This window comes from Klebsiella sp. CN_Kp106, from assembly GCF_040064575.1.
Lineage (GTDB): Bacteria > Pseudomonadota > Gammaproteobacteria > Enterobacterales > Enterobacteriaceae > Klebsiella > Klebsiella michiganensis.
On the sequence record NZ_JBEAIG010000070.1, the window covers coordinates 101,330 to 116,638 of the forward strand.

12 protein-coding genes are annotated in these 15,309 nt (G+C 54.7%); 8 read left to right on the top strand and 4 right to left on the bottom strand.

Annotated features, from left to right (window positions below):
* Positions 1–72 precede the first annotated feature (72 nt).
* The 3 genes from ABLU96_RS25160 to yciA all read left to right on the top strand — a co-directional run bounded on the left by ABLU96_RS25160 (position 73) and on the right by yciA (position 4,249).
* Positions 73–1,389 (top strand): voltage-gated chloride channel family protein, encoded by a 1,317-nt coding sequence (locus ABLU96_RS25160; RefSeq protein ID WP_064405397.1) that lies wholly within the window; start codon positions 73–75, stop codon positions 1,387–1,389.
* Positions 1,390–1,571: 182 nt separating this feature from the next.
* Positions 1,572–3,752 carry a TonB-dependent siderophore receptor gene (locus ABLU96_RS25165; RefSeq protein WP_014228993.1) on the top strand — a complete coding sequence of 727 codons (2,181 nt, stop codon included), beginning with the start codon at positions 1,572–1,574 and terminating at the stop codon, positions 3,750–3,752.
* 98 nt (positions 3,753–3,850) lie between these two features.
* Positions 3,851–4,249, top strand: a complete 399-nt coding sequence (gene yciA / locus ABLU96_RS25170; protein WP_025106975.1) for an acyl-CoA thioester hydrolase YciA — start codon at positions 3,851–3,853, stop codon at positions 4,247–4,249.
* Positions 4,250–4,281: 32 nt separating this feature from the next.
* Here the strand turns inward: yciA and ABLU96_RS25175 are convergent, their stop codons facing one another.
* Positions 4,282–4,818, bottom strand: coding sequence for a YniB family protein (locus ABLU96_RS25175; protein WP_009653426.1), 537 nt, complete (start codon positions 4,816–4,818; stop codon positions 4,282–4,284).
* 129 nt (positions 4,819–4,947) lie between these two features.
* Here ABLU96_RS25175 and hxpB point away from each other — a divergent pair, with 129 nt between their 5' ends.
* The 4 genes from hxpB to ABLU96_RS25195 all read left to right on the top strand — a co-directional run bounded on the left by hxpB (position 4,948) and on the right by ABLU96_RS25195 (position 8,734).
* The gene (gene hxpB / locus ABLU96_RS25180) at positions 4,948–5,616 is read left to right on the top strand and encodes a hexitol phosphatase HxpB (protein ID WP_049082229.1); all 669 of its coding nucleotides are present in this window, start codon (positions 4,948–4,950) and stop codon (positions 5,614–5,616) included.
* Between the two features lie 148 nt (positions 5,617–5,764).
* Positions 5,765–6,526: a 2-dehydro-3-deoxy-D-gluconate 5-dehydrogenase KduD gene (gene kduD, locus ABLU96_RS25185; protein WP_014228989.1), complete on the top strand. Its 762-nt coding sequence runs from the start codon at positions 5,765–5,767 to the stop codon at positions 6,524–6,526.
* A gap of 91 nt (positions 6,527–6,617) precedes the next feature.
* A complete protein-coding gene (locus ABLU96_RS25190; RefSeq protein ID WP_032749476.1) occupies positions 6,618–7,208 on the top strand; it encodes a metal-dependent hydrolase in 591 nt (196 codons plus the stop codon).
* A gap of 134 nt (positions 7,209–7,342) precedes the next feature.
* Positions 7,343–8,734 (top strand): L-cystine transporter, encoded by a 1,392-nt coding sequence (locus tag ABLU96_RS25195; RefSeq protein ID WP_014228987.1) that lies wholly within the window; start codon positions 7,343–7,345, stop codon positions 8,732–8,734.
* Positions 8,735–8,804: 70 nt separating this feature from the next.
* Here ABLU96_RS25195 and ABLU96_RS25200 read toward each other — a convergent pair whose 3' ends face one another.
* The 3 genes from ABLU96_RS25200 to cedA form a co-directional block, all read right to left on the bottom strand.
* Positions 8,805–10,859: a beta-galactosidase gene (locus ABLU96_RS25200; RefSeq protein ID WP_348862886.1), complete on the bottom strand. Its 2,055-nt coding sequence runs from the start codon at positions 10,857–10,859 to the stop codon at positions 8,805–8,807.
* A 42-nt stretch (positions 10,860–10,901) separates the two neighbouring features.
* Positions 10,902–12,152: an MFS transporter gene (locus ABLU96_RS25205; protein ID WP_004101348.1), complete on the bottom strand. Its 1,251-nt coding sequence runs from the start codon at positions 12,150–12,152 to the stop codon at positions 10,902–10,904.
* 437 nt (positions 12,153–12,589) lie between these two features.
* Positions 12,590–12,829: a cell division activator CedA gene (gene cedA, locus ABLU96_RS25210; protein ID WP_009653410.1), complete on the bottom strand. Its 240-nt coding sequence runs from the start codon at positions 12,827–12,829 to the stop codon at positions 12,590–12,592.
* 196 nt (positions 12,830–13,025) lie between these two features.
* Here cedA and katE point away from each other — a divergent pair, with 196 nt between their 5' ends.
* Positions 13,026–15,284: a catalase HPII gene (katE, locus tag ABLU96_RS25215; RefSeq protein ID WP_064405395.1), complete on the top strand. Its 2,259-nt coding sequence runs from the start codon at positions 13,026–13,028 to the stop codon at positions 15,282–15,284.
* Positions 15,285–15,309: the final 25 nt, after the last annotated feature.

Below are 15,309 nucleotides of genomic sequence, written 5' to 3' on the forward strand. Positions count from 1 at the left end.
ACCGGGAATGGGCAGGCATATCTGAATTGCAGGCACCGCGTCCGGGAAGGTTAATCTTCTAAGGAACTGACGATGCGTGCAAACCGCTTTTCATCACTCTCTCTGCTTTTCTTCCTCGGAAAATGGCTGCTCCTCGCCTTTATCATCGCGGTGCTGGCGGGTACGGCATCGGCGTTTTTTCTTTTCTCACTGCAGTGGGCCACGGCAACGCGTGAAGCTGACCTCTGGCTTATCGGGCTCCTGCCGTTGGCCGGTTTTGCCGTCGGCTGGATCTACCTGCGCTACGGCACCCGCGTGGAGGCCGGCAATAACCTGATTCTGGAAGAGATTCACGACCCTCAGCGCATCATTCCCTTGCGCATGGCGCCGCTGGTTTTTTTCGGCACCGTTGTTTCTCATCTGTTTGGCGCCTCCGTCGGGCGTGAAGGCACGGCGGTGCAGATGGGGGCCTCGATCGCCGACCGTTTTACGGCCCTTTTCCGCCTTAACGACGATGCACGGCGAATGATACTGATGGCCGGGATCAGCGCCGGTTTCTCTTCGGTTTTCGGTACCCCGCTCGCCGGAGCGCTATTCGGGCTCGAGGTCCTGGCTATCGGCCGGATGGACTACAACGCCATTCTTCCCTGTCTGTTTGCCGCGATTATCGCCGATCGGGTCGGCATCATGTGGGGCGTGCAGCATACGCACTACTTTATTACCGGCTTTCCCACGCTGACGCTCTGGACGCTGCTGGCCATCATTATCGCCGGCTGCTGCTTTGGCCTCGCGGCGCGCATTTTCGCCGACAGCACGCATGCGGTCGGCGCCTTGATGAAAAAACGGATTCACTACGCGCCGCTGCGGCCGTTTATTGGCGGACTGGCGATTGCCGGCGCCGTCTGGCTGCTGCACGGAGAGCGCTATATTGGCCTGGGCATACCGGTGATAGTAGACGCTTTCCAGCATCCGCTGGCGCCGTGGGACTGCTTCGGCAAACTGATCTTCACCGTTGTCTCTTTAGGAAGCGGATTTAAAGGTGGCGAAGTCACCCCGCTGTTTTACGTCGGCGCGACGCTGGGCAATGCGCTGGCGCCGCTGCTGCATATGCCGCCAGGTTTTCTGGCCGGGATAGGTTTTGTCGCCGTCTTTGCCGGCGCGGCGAATACCCCCATCGCCTCGACGCTGATGGCGATTGAGCTATTTGGCGCGGAAATCGGTGTTTACGCGGCGCTGGCCTGCGTGGTGGCATGGCTGGTCTCGGGCTATACCGGTATTTATCGTTCCCAGCGCATAGCCTGCCTGAAACAAAGCTATGTCCCGACCGGCATCAGACTGGCTGAGCTCCCGGCGTGGTACCAATCGCAAACACGCCGTCAAAAAACCGACAACGAAACCCCCACCTCCTGACGAACGCGCCCGGAAACCGGAGGGTTCAGGCTCGCCGGTTTCTTCATGATATCTACCACATGCCGGAAAGTTGCGGCAATTGTGAGGATTTAATGGAGATTAGCGTCGCTTTATTGAAACGATAATGATTATCATTGATATTCTCGATCTCAATTTTTCATGATTTGATATGGATATTTATAATGAGAACGCAGAAAAATCACATAGCAACGCCCCTGGCCCTGGCCATTGCAGGCTTACTCAGCCCAGGGGTCTTCGCCGAAGAGGTGGAACAGGATACGGAGACCATGGTGGTTCATGGCACCGCCGAAGAGGCGCTGAAGCAGCAGCCGGGCGTCTCGATCATCACTGCGGAAGATATTGCTAAAGATCCCCCGGTTAACGATCTCTCAGAAATCATCCGTAAAATGCCCGGTGTCAACCTGACCGGCAACAGCGCCAGCGGCAGCCGCGGCAACAACCGTCAGATCGACATTCGCGGAATGGGACCGGAAAACACGCTGATTCTTATCGACGGCGTGCCCGTCACCTCCCGCAATTCAGTGCGCTATAGCTGGCGCGGCGAGCGCGATACCCGCGGCGACAGCAACTGGGTACCGCCGGAAATGGTGGAACGCATTGAAGTTCTGCGCGGCCCTGCCGCAGCGCGCTACGGCTCAGGCGCCGCGGGCGGCGTTGTCAATATCATCACCAAACGCCCCACCAACGACTGGCACGGCTCGCTTTCGCTGTATACCAATCAGCCGGAAAATAATAAAGAAGGCGCCACCAACCGGGCTAACTTCAGCCTCAACGGACCGCTGGCGGGAGATGCCCTGACCATGCGTTTGTACGGCAACATCAACAAAACGGAGCCCGATGCCTGGGATATTAACCGCGCGCAAAATGGCTCTTACGCGGCGGGCCGCGAAGGGGTACGCAACAAAGATATTAACGCCCTGCTGTCGTGGAAAGTTACGCCGCAGCAGATCCTGGATTTTAGCTACGCCTATAGCCGCCAGGGCAATATTTATGCCGGCGATACGCAGTACAGCAACAGCAATATGAGCCCAAATGGCCTGGTGGATACGCTGTACGGTCAGGAAACCAACCGGCTATATCGGCAGACCTGGGGCCTGACCTACAACGGGATCTGGGACTGGGGCCAGTCGAAGGCGGGCGTCTACTACGAAAAAACCAACAATACCCGCCTGCAGGAGGGCACCACCGGCCGCGTTGAAGGGATGATCAATAGCGATGTCTATGACACCAGCCGCCTGGAGTCGTGGCGCTCAACCGCAGAGGTGAATCTCCCCTTCAACTGGCTCGCTGAACAGACCCTGACTTTGGGCATGGAATGGAATCGCGATGAGCTAAACGATCCGGCATCCATGCAGGCCACCACCACCACGGATGCTCTCCCCGGGATTTCGGGCGATCCTTCACAACGCAGCCCTAAAAACAGCGCCACCCTGACCGGTATCTATCTGGAAGACAATATTGAAGCGATGCCGGGCACCAATATTATCCCGGGTCTACGCTTCGACTATCATAACGACTTCGGCAGCAACTGGAGCCCGAGCCTGAACCTGGCGCAGGATCTGGGGGATATGTTTAAGGTCAAAGCGGGCATCGCCCGGGTATTTAAAGCGCCGAACCTGTATCAGTCGAGCGAAGGCTATCTGCTTTCTACGCGGGGTAACGGCTGCCCGATAAGTATTGCCGATGGCAACTGCTATCTGTTGGGTAACCCGGACCTCGATCCGGAAATCAGCATCAACAAGGAGATCGGCCTTGAGTTTAACCTGAACGGTTACAACGCCGGCGTCACCTGGTTCCGCAACGACTACAAAAACAAGATCGTCTCCGGCACCGAGATTCTGGGTAATACCGCGACCGGAGCGAATATCCTGCAGTGGGAGAACGGCGGGAAAGCGGTCGTCGAAGGCCTTGAAGGCACGCTGCTGGTTCCGGTCATTGCCGATACGCTCAGCTGGCGCACCAACGCCACTTATATGATCAAATCGGAAAACAAAGATACCGGAAACCCGCTGTCCGTTATTCCGAAATACACCATCAATACCCTGCTCGACTGGCAGGTGACCAGCAAGTTTTCGGCGAACGTCAACTGGACTTTGTACGGTCGGCAGAAACCGCGGGAATATGCGGAAATTCGTACTGAAAACGGCGTACTGGCCACCAATGAAGTGGGCTCCTATTCCGTGGTTGGTATCGGCGGTAACTATCAGCTAATGAAAGACCTGCGCCTGAACGCCGGGATCAGTAACCTGTTCGATAAGCAAATTTATCGTGAAAACGAAGGGGCTTCGACCTATAACGAACCGGGTCGCGCCTATTACGCTGGCGTCACGATCTCCTTCTAACCCCTCACGCCCGCTATCGCGGGCGTATTCCCTATTCTCTCAGCGTCATTTTCATAGTAGCATCCGCCTGATCATCTTTGACTAGTACAGAGTATAGAATGACAACAACAGATCTTACGCCGAAGGGCGAATTGGTATTACGCACCCTGGCGATGCCGGCGGACACCAACGCTAACGGCGATATTTTCGGCGGCTGGCTGATGTCGCAGATGGATATTGGCGGGGCGATTATGGCCAAAGAGATTGCCCACGGTCGCGTTGTGACCGTGCGCGTCGACGGCATGACTTTTTTACGCCCGGTCGCGGTCGGCGACGTGGTGTGCTGCTACGCCAGCTGCGTGAAGCGCGGCAATACGTCGATAACCATCAATATGGAAGTGTGGGTCAAGAAGGTGTCGTCTGAACCCATCGGCCAGCGCTACAAAGCAACCGAAGCGCTGTTTATCTACGTTGCGGTAGATAATGAGGGTAAACCGCGCGCCCTTCCCACCCAGTGATTCTGCCGGCCCGGCGCTTCCGGGCCGGTCTTTTACAGAAAGCCGAGTAAAGAGAAGAAGAAGTAGCCCAGCACAATAATAATTACCGGCAGGACGTATAGCGGAAAATACTGCACCAGGATGGTATGGCGCGGCACCACAACGCGTTCAGAGATTTGTTCGCGCGTCAGCCCTTCGGCCCCTTTCGCCTGCTCCAGAATCAGCTGATCCTCAACGCCCTCGCGCAGAAACTTCGCCTGGCGCCCCATCCGCGCTCCGGAGGCCTGTAGCGCCATGCCGACGAACACCAGAATATAGATAACCCAGAAGCCGATATTCATACCGTGCTTAAAGTCCGGCAGCGGCGAGTTGTACCAGAAGAAATTCAGGAACGGCGTATTGAAACGCATCATCTCAATCATCACATGAGCAAAGTCCATCATCACCGCGTCAATGCCCGGTTTTTTCTCACTGTGCTCGTACATAAACTTCAGCACGGAGATCAGCGTCGAGATAACCGCCGGGATAAATACCACCCACCCCAAAATACGTTTAAGTACTGCAACGCGTCCAGCTTGTTGATACGTCATGGGTTCCCCTTGTTAAGACGCCTGTCTACCCTAAGTCTACCTTCGTCGGCGAATTTCGCCCAATAATGCGCGGTATGATATACCATGAGTGCCGATTCGTTATCTACTTACGCTACAGGAGAGGGACTTATGTCAGCCAGGCGCCAGATTCACGCCGCGATTTTTGATATGGATGGTTTACTGATTGATTCTGAGCCGCTGTGGGATAAAGCGGAGCTGGAGGTGATGGCAAGCCTCGGGGTGGATATCAGCCGCCGCCATGAAATGCCCGATATCCTGGGGCTGCGCATCGATTTAGTCGTCGATCTGTGGTTTGCCCAGCAGCCGTGGAAAGGCCCGGATCGTGCCGAAGTCACCGCGCGGATCATCAACCGCGCCATCCAGCTGGTGGAAGAAGCGCGTCCGCTCCTCCCCGGTGCGCGGGAAGCGGTGGCGATGTGCAAAGCCCAGGGGTTGAAAATCGGCCTGGCGTCGGCTTCGCCGCAGCGGATGCTGGAAAAAGTCCTCACCATGTTTGAACTGCGCGATCAATTTGACGCCCTCGCTTCCGCCGAAGGGCTGCCGTTCAGCAAACCGCACCCGCAGGTCTATCTGGACTGCGCCGCCAGACTCGGCGTCAGCCCGATGCACTGCGTGGCGCTGGAAGACTCGGTTAACGGCATGATTGCCAGCAAAGCGGCCCGAATGCGATCTATCGTCGTACCGGAAGCGGAAAACAGCCGCGATCCGCGCTTCGTGCTGGCGGACGTGAAGCTTGCCACCCTTGAATCCCTCACCCTGAGCGACCTGCTCGGTTAATCCTGCCGCTGATGATGAGATAGCGGCACCGTCTCATCATCACAAAATTAAAACAGCGTTTCATTTTTATTTGTTTTTTCTTCTCCCGCCCTCTATGCTTGTCTCAACGGCGTTATTTAACGCGTGAAATCAGCATACAGAGGTGCATATGGTACTGAACGCCTTTGACCTTACGGGCAAGGTCGCTATCGTGACGGGTTGTGATACCGGGCTGGGCCAGGGAATGACGCTGGGCCTTGCGCAGGCCGGGTGCGATATCGTCGGCGTGAATCGCCGGATCCCCCATGAAACCGCAGAGAAGGTTCAGGCGCTGGGCCGACGCTTTACCGCTATTCAGGCCGATCTGAGCCGGCAGGATGAGATTGAAACCATTGTCGATCGGGCCGTGGCCGCCATGGGCCGGGTAGATATTCTGGTCAACAATGCGGGAACCATCCGCCGCGCCGATGCGCTCTCCTTTAGCGAAAAAGACTGGGACGAGGTGATTAACCTGAATCTGAAGTCGGTGTTCTTTCTTTCACAGGCGGTCGCCAGACAGTTTATTCAGCAGGGTGACGGCGGGAAAATCGTTAACATTGCCTCAATGCTCTCCTTTCAGGGGGGGATTCGGGTACCCTCCTACACCGCGTCAAAAAGCGGCGTACTGGGCATTACCCGCCTGATGGCCAACGAATGGGCGGGGCATCGCATCAACGTTAACGCCATTGCCCCGGGATACATGGCCACCAACAATACCCAGCAGCTGCGTGAAGACGCCGAGCGCAGCAAAGCGATTCTCGACCGTATTCCGGCCGGGCGCTGGGGCGTGCCGGATGACCTTCAGGGGCCGGTCGTTTTTCTCGCCTCCCGGGCGGCGGATTACATTAGCGGCTTTACGCTGGCGGTAGATGGCGGCTGGCTGGCACGCTGATGTTTTTGTGACAAAGAGTTACACCGTCACCTCTTCCGCACACTGTATAAAAACCCTATACTGTATGAATTGACAGTTTAGGGTTTTTATCATGACGGCGGAAGGCCACCTCCTCTTCTCTATCGCCTGTGCGGTATTTGCGAAAAACGCGGAATTGACCCCCGTGCTGGCTCAGGGCGACTGGTGGCACATCGTTCCTTCCGCCATCCTGACCTGTCTGCTGCCGGATATCGATCACCCTAAGTCGTTTCTCGGTCAGCGATTAAGCTGGATATCAAAACCGATAGCGCGCGCCTTTGGCCATCGCGGCTTCACCCATAGCCTGCTGGTGGTCTTTGGCGCGGTCGCGATTTTCTCATTGAAAGTACCGGAAAGCTGGATAGTGCCGGCAGATGCGGTTCAGGGCCTGGTTCTTGGCTACCTCAGCCATATTCTCGCCGACATGCTCACCCCGGCAGGCGTTCCGCTGCTCTGGCCCTGCCGCTGGCGTTTTCGCCTGCCCCTGCTTGCACCGCGCAAGGGTAACCAGCTGGAGCGCGCGCTGTGTATGGCGCTGTTTATCTATGCCGTATGGATGCCGCAAAACGTTGCCGAAAACAGCGCCATTCGCTGGTCATCGGACATGATTAATTCTTTGCAAACCACCTTTAATCGCTTAATTAGCCACCAGGGTGGACGATAAACCAGCGAATTATTCAATTGGTTATAATCAATTCCATTTGAATATAAGTAACGAATAACGCCTTCTGCTACCCTTGCCGTCATAAGAGCTGGTTATTGACCAGCCCGGTAATAAAAGATATCAGGAGAACGGGGATGAACTTTCCATTAATAGCGAACGTAGTCGTGTTCGCGGTTTTACTGTTGGCGCTGGCCCAAACCCGCCATAAACAGTGGAGCCTCGCTAAAAAAGTGCTGGTCGGTCTGGCGATCGGCGTTGTCTTCGGCCTGGCGCTACAGCTTATCTATGGTTCCGACAGCCCGGTGCTGAAGGATTCTATCCAGTGGTTCAATATCGTCGGTAACGGCTATGTTCAACTGCTGCAAATGATCGTCATGCCGCTGGTTTTCGCCTCCATTCTGAGCGCGGTCGCCCGTCTGCATAATGCCTCGCAGCTGGGTAAAATCAGCTTCCTCAGTATTGGAACCCTGCTGTTCACCACGCTGATTGCGGCGCTGGTCGGGGTGCTGGTCACTAATATGTTTGGCCTGACCGCCGAAGGGCTGGTTCAGGGCAGCGCGGAGACCGCCCGCCTCAACGCCATTCAGAGCAATTACGCCGGTAAAGTCGCGGACCTGAGCGTCCCGCAGCTGATCCTCTCTTTCGTACCGAAAAACCCGTTTGCCGATCTGACCGGCGCGAACCCAACGTCGATTATCAGCGTGGTTATCTTCGCCGCGTTCCTCGGCGTCGCGGCGCTGAAATTGCTGAAAGATGACGTCGCCAAAGGCCAGCGCGTACTCACCGCCATCGACACGCTGCAGAGTTGGGTAATGAAGCTGGTGCGCCTGGTGATGCAGTTAACGCCGTACGGCGTGCTGGCGCTGATGACCAAGGTGGTCGCGGGCTCTAACCTGCAGGACATCATCAAGCTCGGCAGCTTCGTTATCGCCTCCTATATTGGTCTGGGCATCATGTTCGTGGTGCACGGTCTGCTGCTGGCGGTCAACGGCGTGAGTCCTCTGAAGTACTTCCGTAAAGTCTGGCCGGTATTGACCTTCGCCTTTACCAGCCGCTCCAGCGCGGCGTCTATTCCGCTGAACGTGGAAGCGCAAACGCGTCGCCTGGGCGTGCCGGAGTCTATCGCCAGCTTCTCCGCATCGTTCGGCGCCACGATCGGGCAGAACGGCTGCGCGGGCCTCTATCCGGCGATGCTCGCCGTGATGGTCGCCCCTACCGTCGGTATTAACCCGCTCGATCCGCTGTGGATTGCGACGCTGGTGGGCATCGTGACCGTCAGTTCCGCCGGGGTCGCGGGCGTGGGCGGCGGCGCGACCTTTGCCGCCCTGATCGTTCTGCCGGCGATGGGCCTGCCGGTCACGCTGGTGGCGCTGCTGATCTCGGTTGAGCCGCTGATTGATATGGGCCGTACCGCGCTGAACGTAAGCGGTTCCATGACCGCCGGTACCCTGACCAGCCAGTGGCTGCGCCAAACCGATAAAGCTATTCTCGACAGCGAAGAGGACGCGGAGCTGGCGCACCGCTAATCTTTGTATTTCCTATGCATATCCCTTAAACGCGCGGCCTGAGCTGCGCGTTTTTTTATCTCCAAAGGATCTACGCAAGTCGACGGATAACCCGGCAATCCCAGGGCCCCAGCGTGAGCTCGTTGATGGTGGTCAATGATAAAGCATCGCTATAGCCTGAAGGAAGCGTGACGAATTGCGCACAGGCCGTATAGTTTTGGATAAAGACAAAGGTGCGCGCTCCATCAGTGCGCGCAGTGGCAACAACGCCTGTCGGGAATCGTTCTTCAATGGCTCGCGTTAAGGCCAGTTCGTTAATGAGCGCGGTGAAAAAATCACGCTGAAAAGCCAGATCGTTGCGCGATGCGATATACCAGGCCTTACCTTGGCCGAAATGATTTATGGTCGCTGCCGGTCGGCCTGCGTAAAAATCATCGTCGTAAACTGCCAGTGATTGCGCCGTTTCGGTATGGATTAACTCGCAGAGATGGTGAGCCTTGTAAGGCCCCTTAAGCCCGGCGTTATTGCCAGGGACTCCTGATAATTGACAATATTCCCCATCATTGAGCGCATCTATCTCCTCAGCCCAGATACCGAGAAGTTTACGCAACGGGCCTGGAAAGCCTCCCAAATGGCACAGGTCGCTTTCGTTGACGATCCCTGACCAGTATGTTGTAACTAAATAGCCGCCATCAGCCACGTACTCTTCAGCTCGTTCTGCAAAACCGTCCCGAACCATATAAAGCATCGGTGCAATCACCAGTTGGTATTGATTTAAATCGCCATCGGCATCAATAACATCAACCGCAACGCCCTGCTCCCAGAATGGACGATAATGTTCATTAACTGTTCTCTCGTACTCCATACCAAGATTGCGTGGTCCCTGGGCATCGTTCAGCGCCCAGCGATTTTGCTGATCGAAAATAATCGCGACTCTGGCATCCGTCAGGCATCCCGCAACGCCCGACAACCGGCTTAATATTTCACCCAGCTCGCAGACCTCTTGCCCAACGCGTGTCTCAAGATGCCCTACATGGTCAACCACAGCGCCGTGAAATTTCTCCATAGAACCCCGGCTTTTACGCCACTGGAAGTACTGAATAGAGTCGGCGCCATGCGCCACCGCCTGTAGGGAAGAAAGGATATGCATCCGCGGCTTTTTCAACTTACTGATTGGCTGCCAGTTTGTCGCCCCAGGAGTTGATTCCATTAAAACAAAGGGCTGCCCCCCTTTCAGGCTACGCATCATGTCGTGATACATCGCTGTATGGCAGGCAAGAGTGATTTCATCTTTATCACCGTGCCATAGTGGGTAGCTATCCCATGAGATAAAATCCAGCGGCTCCACCAGTTGCCAGTAGTCGTAATCGTTAAAATACTCCATGAAATTGGTGGTAACCGGGAGCTGCGGATTTGCCGCTTTCAACGGTTTAATTTCCTGACGACAAAAATCAGTGGCCTGTGCAGTATTAAACCGATGCCAGTCAAGGTTCAGCCCGTGAATGGAAGTTTCTCCCTGCGGGGCCGGTGATTCGATTTGCGACCAGTCGCTATAGGTATGACTCCAGAAACTGCTCCACCAGGCATGATTAAGCGCATCCAGCGTTTTGTAACGTTCTTTAAGCCACTCACGAAATTGCTGCTGGCACAAGCCACAATGGCACTCACCGCCATATTCATTAGAGATATGCCAGCCCAGGATCGCGGGATGATGAGAGTAACGCTCAGCCAGCAGGGTATTTATTTTTAACGTTTTCTTACGATAGACTGGCGAAGAGAGACAGTGATTATGCCGCCCTCCGTGTAGTGCCGGAACCCGGTCCCGGCTCACCCGCATAACCTGCGGATAACGTTGAGACATCCACGCAGGACGCGCGCCGCTCGGGGTAGCCAGAAAAACAGAGATCCCGGCAATGGCCAGTTTATCGAGAATGACATCCAGCCATTTGAATTCATAGACTCCCTCGGCAGGCTCCAGTTTTGCCCAGCTAAAGATGCCGACTGACATGATATTGCATTTTGCTTGCTGCATCATCGCAATATCTTTATCAACAATATCGGGATAATTCTGCCACTGTTCAGGATTATAATCCGCACCGTGTAATATAGTGTCGACATACTGATCAAATAGACATTTCTTTTTCATTCCCCCTCCGAAAATTCTCATTTTGAAACTCTGTCTAATTATTTACGCTACGTTAACCTGGCTCATCGCGGGTTCTGCCGAAGAATCTCCGCCAGAGCGCAATAAAAATATTGATGTAAACGTTGTGGCGAACACGACGCTGCCCATAATTAAGTAGGTTGGCGCAAAGCCAATGCTGTCATAACCAAAGCCTGCCAATGGGGATATCAGCGTGCCAATAACCGAGCTGGTACAGGCAAACCCAACCAGATATAGCGTTGATGACAGCCGTTTATCGAAATTAAGCGTGATATATTTGAACATGGAAACCAGCAGTACCGGCAGCTCTGCAGCATGGATAAGTTTGGTAATAAAAATGAGCACAGGTCCTTCGACAAGGCCAGATCCAATCATCCTGACAGCCATGACCATCCCGGCGAAAATCAAACCATTTTTTGCCCCAATACGGTTAATTAGCCACGGAGCACAAAATAACCCTGCGGCCTCAAGAAAAACCTGAATAGAGTTCAGATAGCCAAACATGGCAGTTCCCTCTTCTTTGGTCGGGAACTGAGCCACAAAATAAACGGGGAATTGTTGGTCGTAAACGTTATAAACGCACGAACCGATAACAAAAAAAATCAAAGCCCAAAAACGAGGTAGCGTCAGCAGGCTCAATGCATCCTGTAGCGATACTCTGCTGCTCTGCGCCGCGTTATCCTGGCCGCCTCCCGGCGCAACAGATGGCGCCGCACGCTCACCAACGCGCAGCGTCGTTAAGACCACAAAAAACAGTATTCCGCCAACTGAAGCCACGAGGAAATTAAATCGCGGATCCAGATTAAACAGCATACCGGCAAAGAAATTCGCTACCGCCCAGCCGAGTGAACCACCAAACCGCGCTCGACCGAATTCAAAATTGTCATGCCGACCAACGCGTTCAGTAAATGATTCAAGAACACCAATTCCGCCATTAAAGGTGAGTCCAATATACAGGCCACCGAATATACTGCCGAGTATCAGGTTAACCTTAAGTAAATAGCCGAAAGTAATAAATGCCGGCCCGGAGAGCGCCAGCATAATCGATATATACCAAAGAAGATTTTTCCTTAACCCTAGCTTATCCTGAATAAAGCCATAACATACCTGTGCACACAAAGCAGATACTGATAACGCCGAAAAAATAATACCTGTCTGCGTTGCCTGCAGGCCAATGGTTTGGTTCAACCATACTGACAGTAGCGACTGCGATGATGACCAGGCAAAAAAGAAGAAAAACATTAGTAAACATAAAATCAGCTGATTTCGTTTCATTTAACATCGCCCCAAGTTTAAAACCGGCAAGTGTTAGCGATTACACTAAATTTAGAGAAACGTGATAAACCGGAGGCAAGACAGGCATCAAAGCACAATAAGACTGATACTTACAGCCAGCTGATTTACAGTTTATTTCCCGCATCAAGTGGAAGCGCTTTCATAACGAAGTTATTTTTTCCACTTACAGACGTGCAATCCATTATGTTTTTTTGCTACGACTTTATGTTTTTTAGCTAATGTGATCGTCATGTTGGGTAGATCAGGTGAGCGGTAACGTTTTGTCTATGTGATCACATTTTTTGTCCGGATGCTGACAAAATAAAGTTGGGTTCCAACAGAGCGCGTGAAGGGCCGAATACTATTACGTATACGGCCAATCGGGTCTCTCCTGTCTGACTGGGGGAAACTCTCTAAGCGATGGTTGCTGGCGCCTTTCAGGCATCGATTTCACCTTCCTGCCTCATTTGCGTCGCCCAGCGCTGCGCCGCTTCCGGCACGTTAAACGGCGGGGAGCGACGAAAATGTTCGTCTATCAGCACAAAAGCAACGTATTTACCCCGCAAAACCCAGACGTCGCGAAAACCATCCATTTTGACGGCGTGTTCCGGCGGCGCAGGCTCGACTCGCGGCACGTAGCTAATGACCTGACGATTTTGTTGGCGAAGTGGTTTCATCACAAATAGATTCACTAAACACAGCGGGAAACAGAAACCCCTATCATAGCCGAAAAAGCCCCCTTTCGTCGCCCCCAGCTTGCGGCCCTTTAGTAGTAAAACTCTTATAAAAATATATTCTTGAAATGATGTTCTACAATTAGAAGGGTTTTGGTTTAGCAACGACCATTTTCAGCAATGAAAGCAGGAGCGAGCAATGTCTGATAAACACCATAACCCGCAACCCCATCAATCACCGGTTCACGACGACCGGGAAGCAAAACCAGGTCTGGATGCCTTAGCCCCCGAAGATCAGAACTGGCGGCCCACGCCGCATCCCACCGCCCCAGGTGAAGAGCCGACCGCCCCGGGCAGTATGAAAGCCCCGGATACGCACAGCGAAAAGCTCGATGCCCTTGAAAAACAGCGTAAAGGCGGCGAGGATTTTGCGCTCACCACCAATCAGGGCGTACGCATCGCAGACGACCAGAACTCGCTGCGCGCTGGCAAACGCGGCCCCACGCTGCTGGAAGATTTTATCCTGCGCGAAAAAATCACCCATTTTGACCACGAGCGCATTCCTGAGAGGATCGTCCATGCCCGCGGCTCCGCTGCGCACGGCTATTTCCAGGCGTACAGCGATTTAAGCGATATCACCAAAGCGGCTTTCCTCTGCGATCCGCAGAAAAAAACGCCGGTCTTCGTCCGGTTTTCCACCGTTCAGGGCGGCGCAGGCTCCGCCGATACGGTGCGCGACATCCGCGGCTTTGCCACCAAGTTTTATACCGACGAGGGCATCTTTGACCTGGTCGGCAACAACACGCCGATCTTTTTTATTCAGGACGCGATCAAGTTCCCTGATTTCGTCCACGCGGTCAAACCCGAGCCGCACTGGGCCGTCCCGCAGGGGCAAAGCGCACACGACACGTTCTGGGATTACGTCTCACTGCAGCCCGAAACGCTGCATAACGTGATGTGGGCGATGTCCGACCGCGGACTGCCCCGCAGCTACCGCACGATGGAAGGGTTCGGCATCCACACCTTCCGCCTGATTAACGCGGAAGGTAAAGCCACCTTCGTACGTTTTCACTGGAAGCCGGTCGCGGGCAAAGCCTCCCTGGTATGGGACGAGTCGCAAAAGCTGACCGGTCGCGATCCCGATTTCCACCGCCGTGATTTATGGGAAGCGATTGAAGCCGGCGATTATCCTGAGTACGAGCTGGGCTTACAGCTGATCCCGGAAGAGGACGAGTTTGCTTTTGATTTCGATCTGCTGGATCCCACCAAGCTGATTCCGGAAGCGCTGGTACCGGTGCAGCGCGTCGGTAAGATGGTCCTCAATCGCAACCCGGACAACTTCTTTGCCGAAAACGAACAGGCGGCCTTCCATCCAGGGCATATCGTTCCGGGGATAGACTTCAGCAACGATCCGCTGCTGCAGGGCCGACTCTTCTCCTATACCGATACGCAGATCAGCCGCCTCGGCGGGCCGAATTTCCATGAAATCCCGATCAATAAACCCACCTGCCCGTACCATAATTTCCAGCGCGACGGCATGCACCGGATGGATATTGATACCAACCCGGCAAACTATGAACCTAACTCCATCAACGATAACTGGCCGCGGGAGACGCCGCCGGCCGCGAAACGCGGCGGCTTTGAATCCTGTGCCGAGCGGGTTGACGGGGAAAAAATTCGCCAGCGCAGTCCGTCGTTTGGCGAATATTACTCGCAGCCCCTGCTGTTCTGGCGTAGCCAGACGCCTATTGAGCAGCAGCATATTATCGACGGATTCAGCTTCGAGCTGAGCAAGGTCGTCAGGGAGTGGATCCGCGAGCGGGTGGTCGATCAGCTGGCGCATATCGACCTGCAGCTGGCTCAGGCGGTGGGTAAAAATCTGGGTATTGAGCTCACCGACGAACAGCGCAGCATCACGCCGCCGCCTGATGTTAACGGTCTGAAAAAGGATCCTACGTTAAGCCTGTACGCTATTCCCAGCGGTGACGTAAAAGGCCGGGTGGTAGCGGTACTGCTTAACGATCGTCCGGTCGCCAAAGAGCTCCTGACGCTGCTCAAGGCGCTCAAAGCGCACGGGGTGCATGCCAAATTACTCTATTCCCGAATGGGGAAAGTGCAGGCCGATGACGGTACCGAGCTGCCGGTGGCCGGGACCTTTGCCGGGTCGCCATCGCTTACCGTGGACGCGGTCATTGTTCCCGGCGGCGATCTGCAAAGCCTGAGCAACAATGGTGATTTCCACTACTACCTGCTGGAAGCCTATAAACACCTGAAGCCGATTCTGCTGGCAGGCGATGCCCGGCAGTGCAAAGCGCCGCTGCAGGTTGCCAGTCAGGGGGAAGAAGGCATCGTTGAGACGGACGCCATCGATAATTCGTCGGTGGATGCGCTGATTACCCTGATGGCGGCGCATCGGGTGTGGTCGAGAAGCGCCAAAATCTCCGCGATCCCGGCGTAAAAAAAGCCCGGCATTTCTGCCGGGC

Excerpts from the sequence above, each read along its gene's own strand:
- cedA (WP_009653410.1), bottom strand. The coding sequence starts at position 12,829 with ATGAAACCACTTCGCCAACAAAATCGTCAGGTCATTAGCTACGTGCCG.
- ABLU96_RS25205 (WP_004101348.1), bottom strand. The coding sequence starts at position 12,152 with ATGAAACGAAATCAGCTGATTTTATGTTTACTAATGTTTTTCTTCTTT.
- kduD (WP_014228989.1), top strand. The coding sequence starts at position 5,765 with ATGGTACTGAACGCCTTTGACCTTACGGGCAAGGTCGCTATCGTGACG.
- ABLU96_RS25160 (WP_064405397.1), top strand. The coding sequence starts at position 73 with ATGCGTGCAAACCGCTTTTCATCACTCTCTCTGCTTTTCTTCCTCGGA.
- hxpB (WP_049082229.1), top strand. The coding sequence starts at position 4,948 with ATGTCAGCCAGGCGCCAGATTCACGCCGCGATTTTTGATATGGATGGT.
- yciA (WP_025106975.1), top strand. The coding sequence starts at position 3,851 with ATGACAACAACAGATCTTACGCCGAAGGGCGAATTGGTATTACGCACC.
- ABLU96_RS25200 (WP_348862886.1), bottom strand. The coding sequence starts at position 10,859 with ATGAAAAAGAAATGTCTATTTGATCAGTATGTCGACACTATATTACAC.
- ABLU96_RS25175 (WP_009653426.1), bottom strand. The coding sequence starts at position 4,818 with ATGACGTATCAACAAGCTGGACGCGTTGCAGTACTTAAACGTATTTTG.
- ABLU96_RS25195 (WP_014228987.1), top strand. The coding sequence starts at position 7,343 with ATGAACTTTCCATTAATAGCGAACGTAGTCGTGTTCGCGGTTTTACTG.
- ABLU96_RS25165 (WP_014228993.1), top strand. The coding sequence starts at position 1,572 with ATGAGAACGCAGAAAAATCACATAGCAACGCCCCTGGCCCTGGCCATT.
- ABLU96_RS25190 (WP_032749476.1), top strand. The coding sequence starts at position 6,618 with ATGACGGCGGAAGGCCACCTCCTCTTCTCTATCGCCTGTGCGGTATTT.
- katE (WP_064405395.1), top strand. The coding sequence starts at position 13,026 with ATGTCTGATAAACACCATAACCCGCAACCCCATCAATCACCGGTTCAC.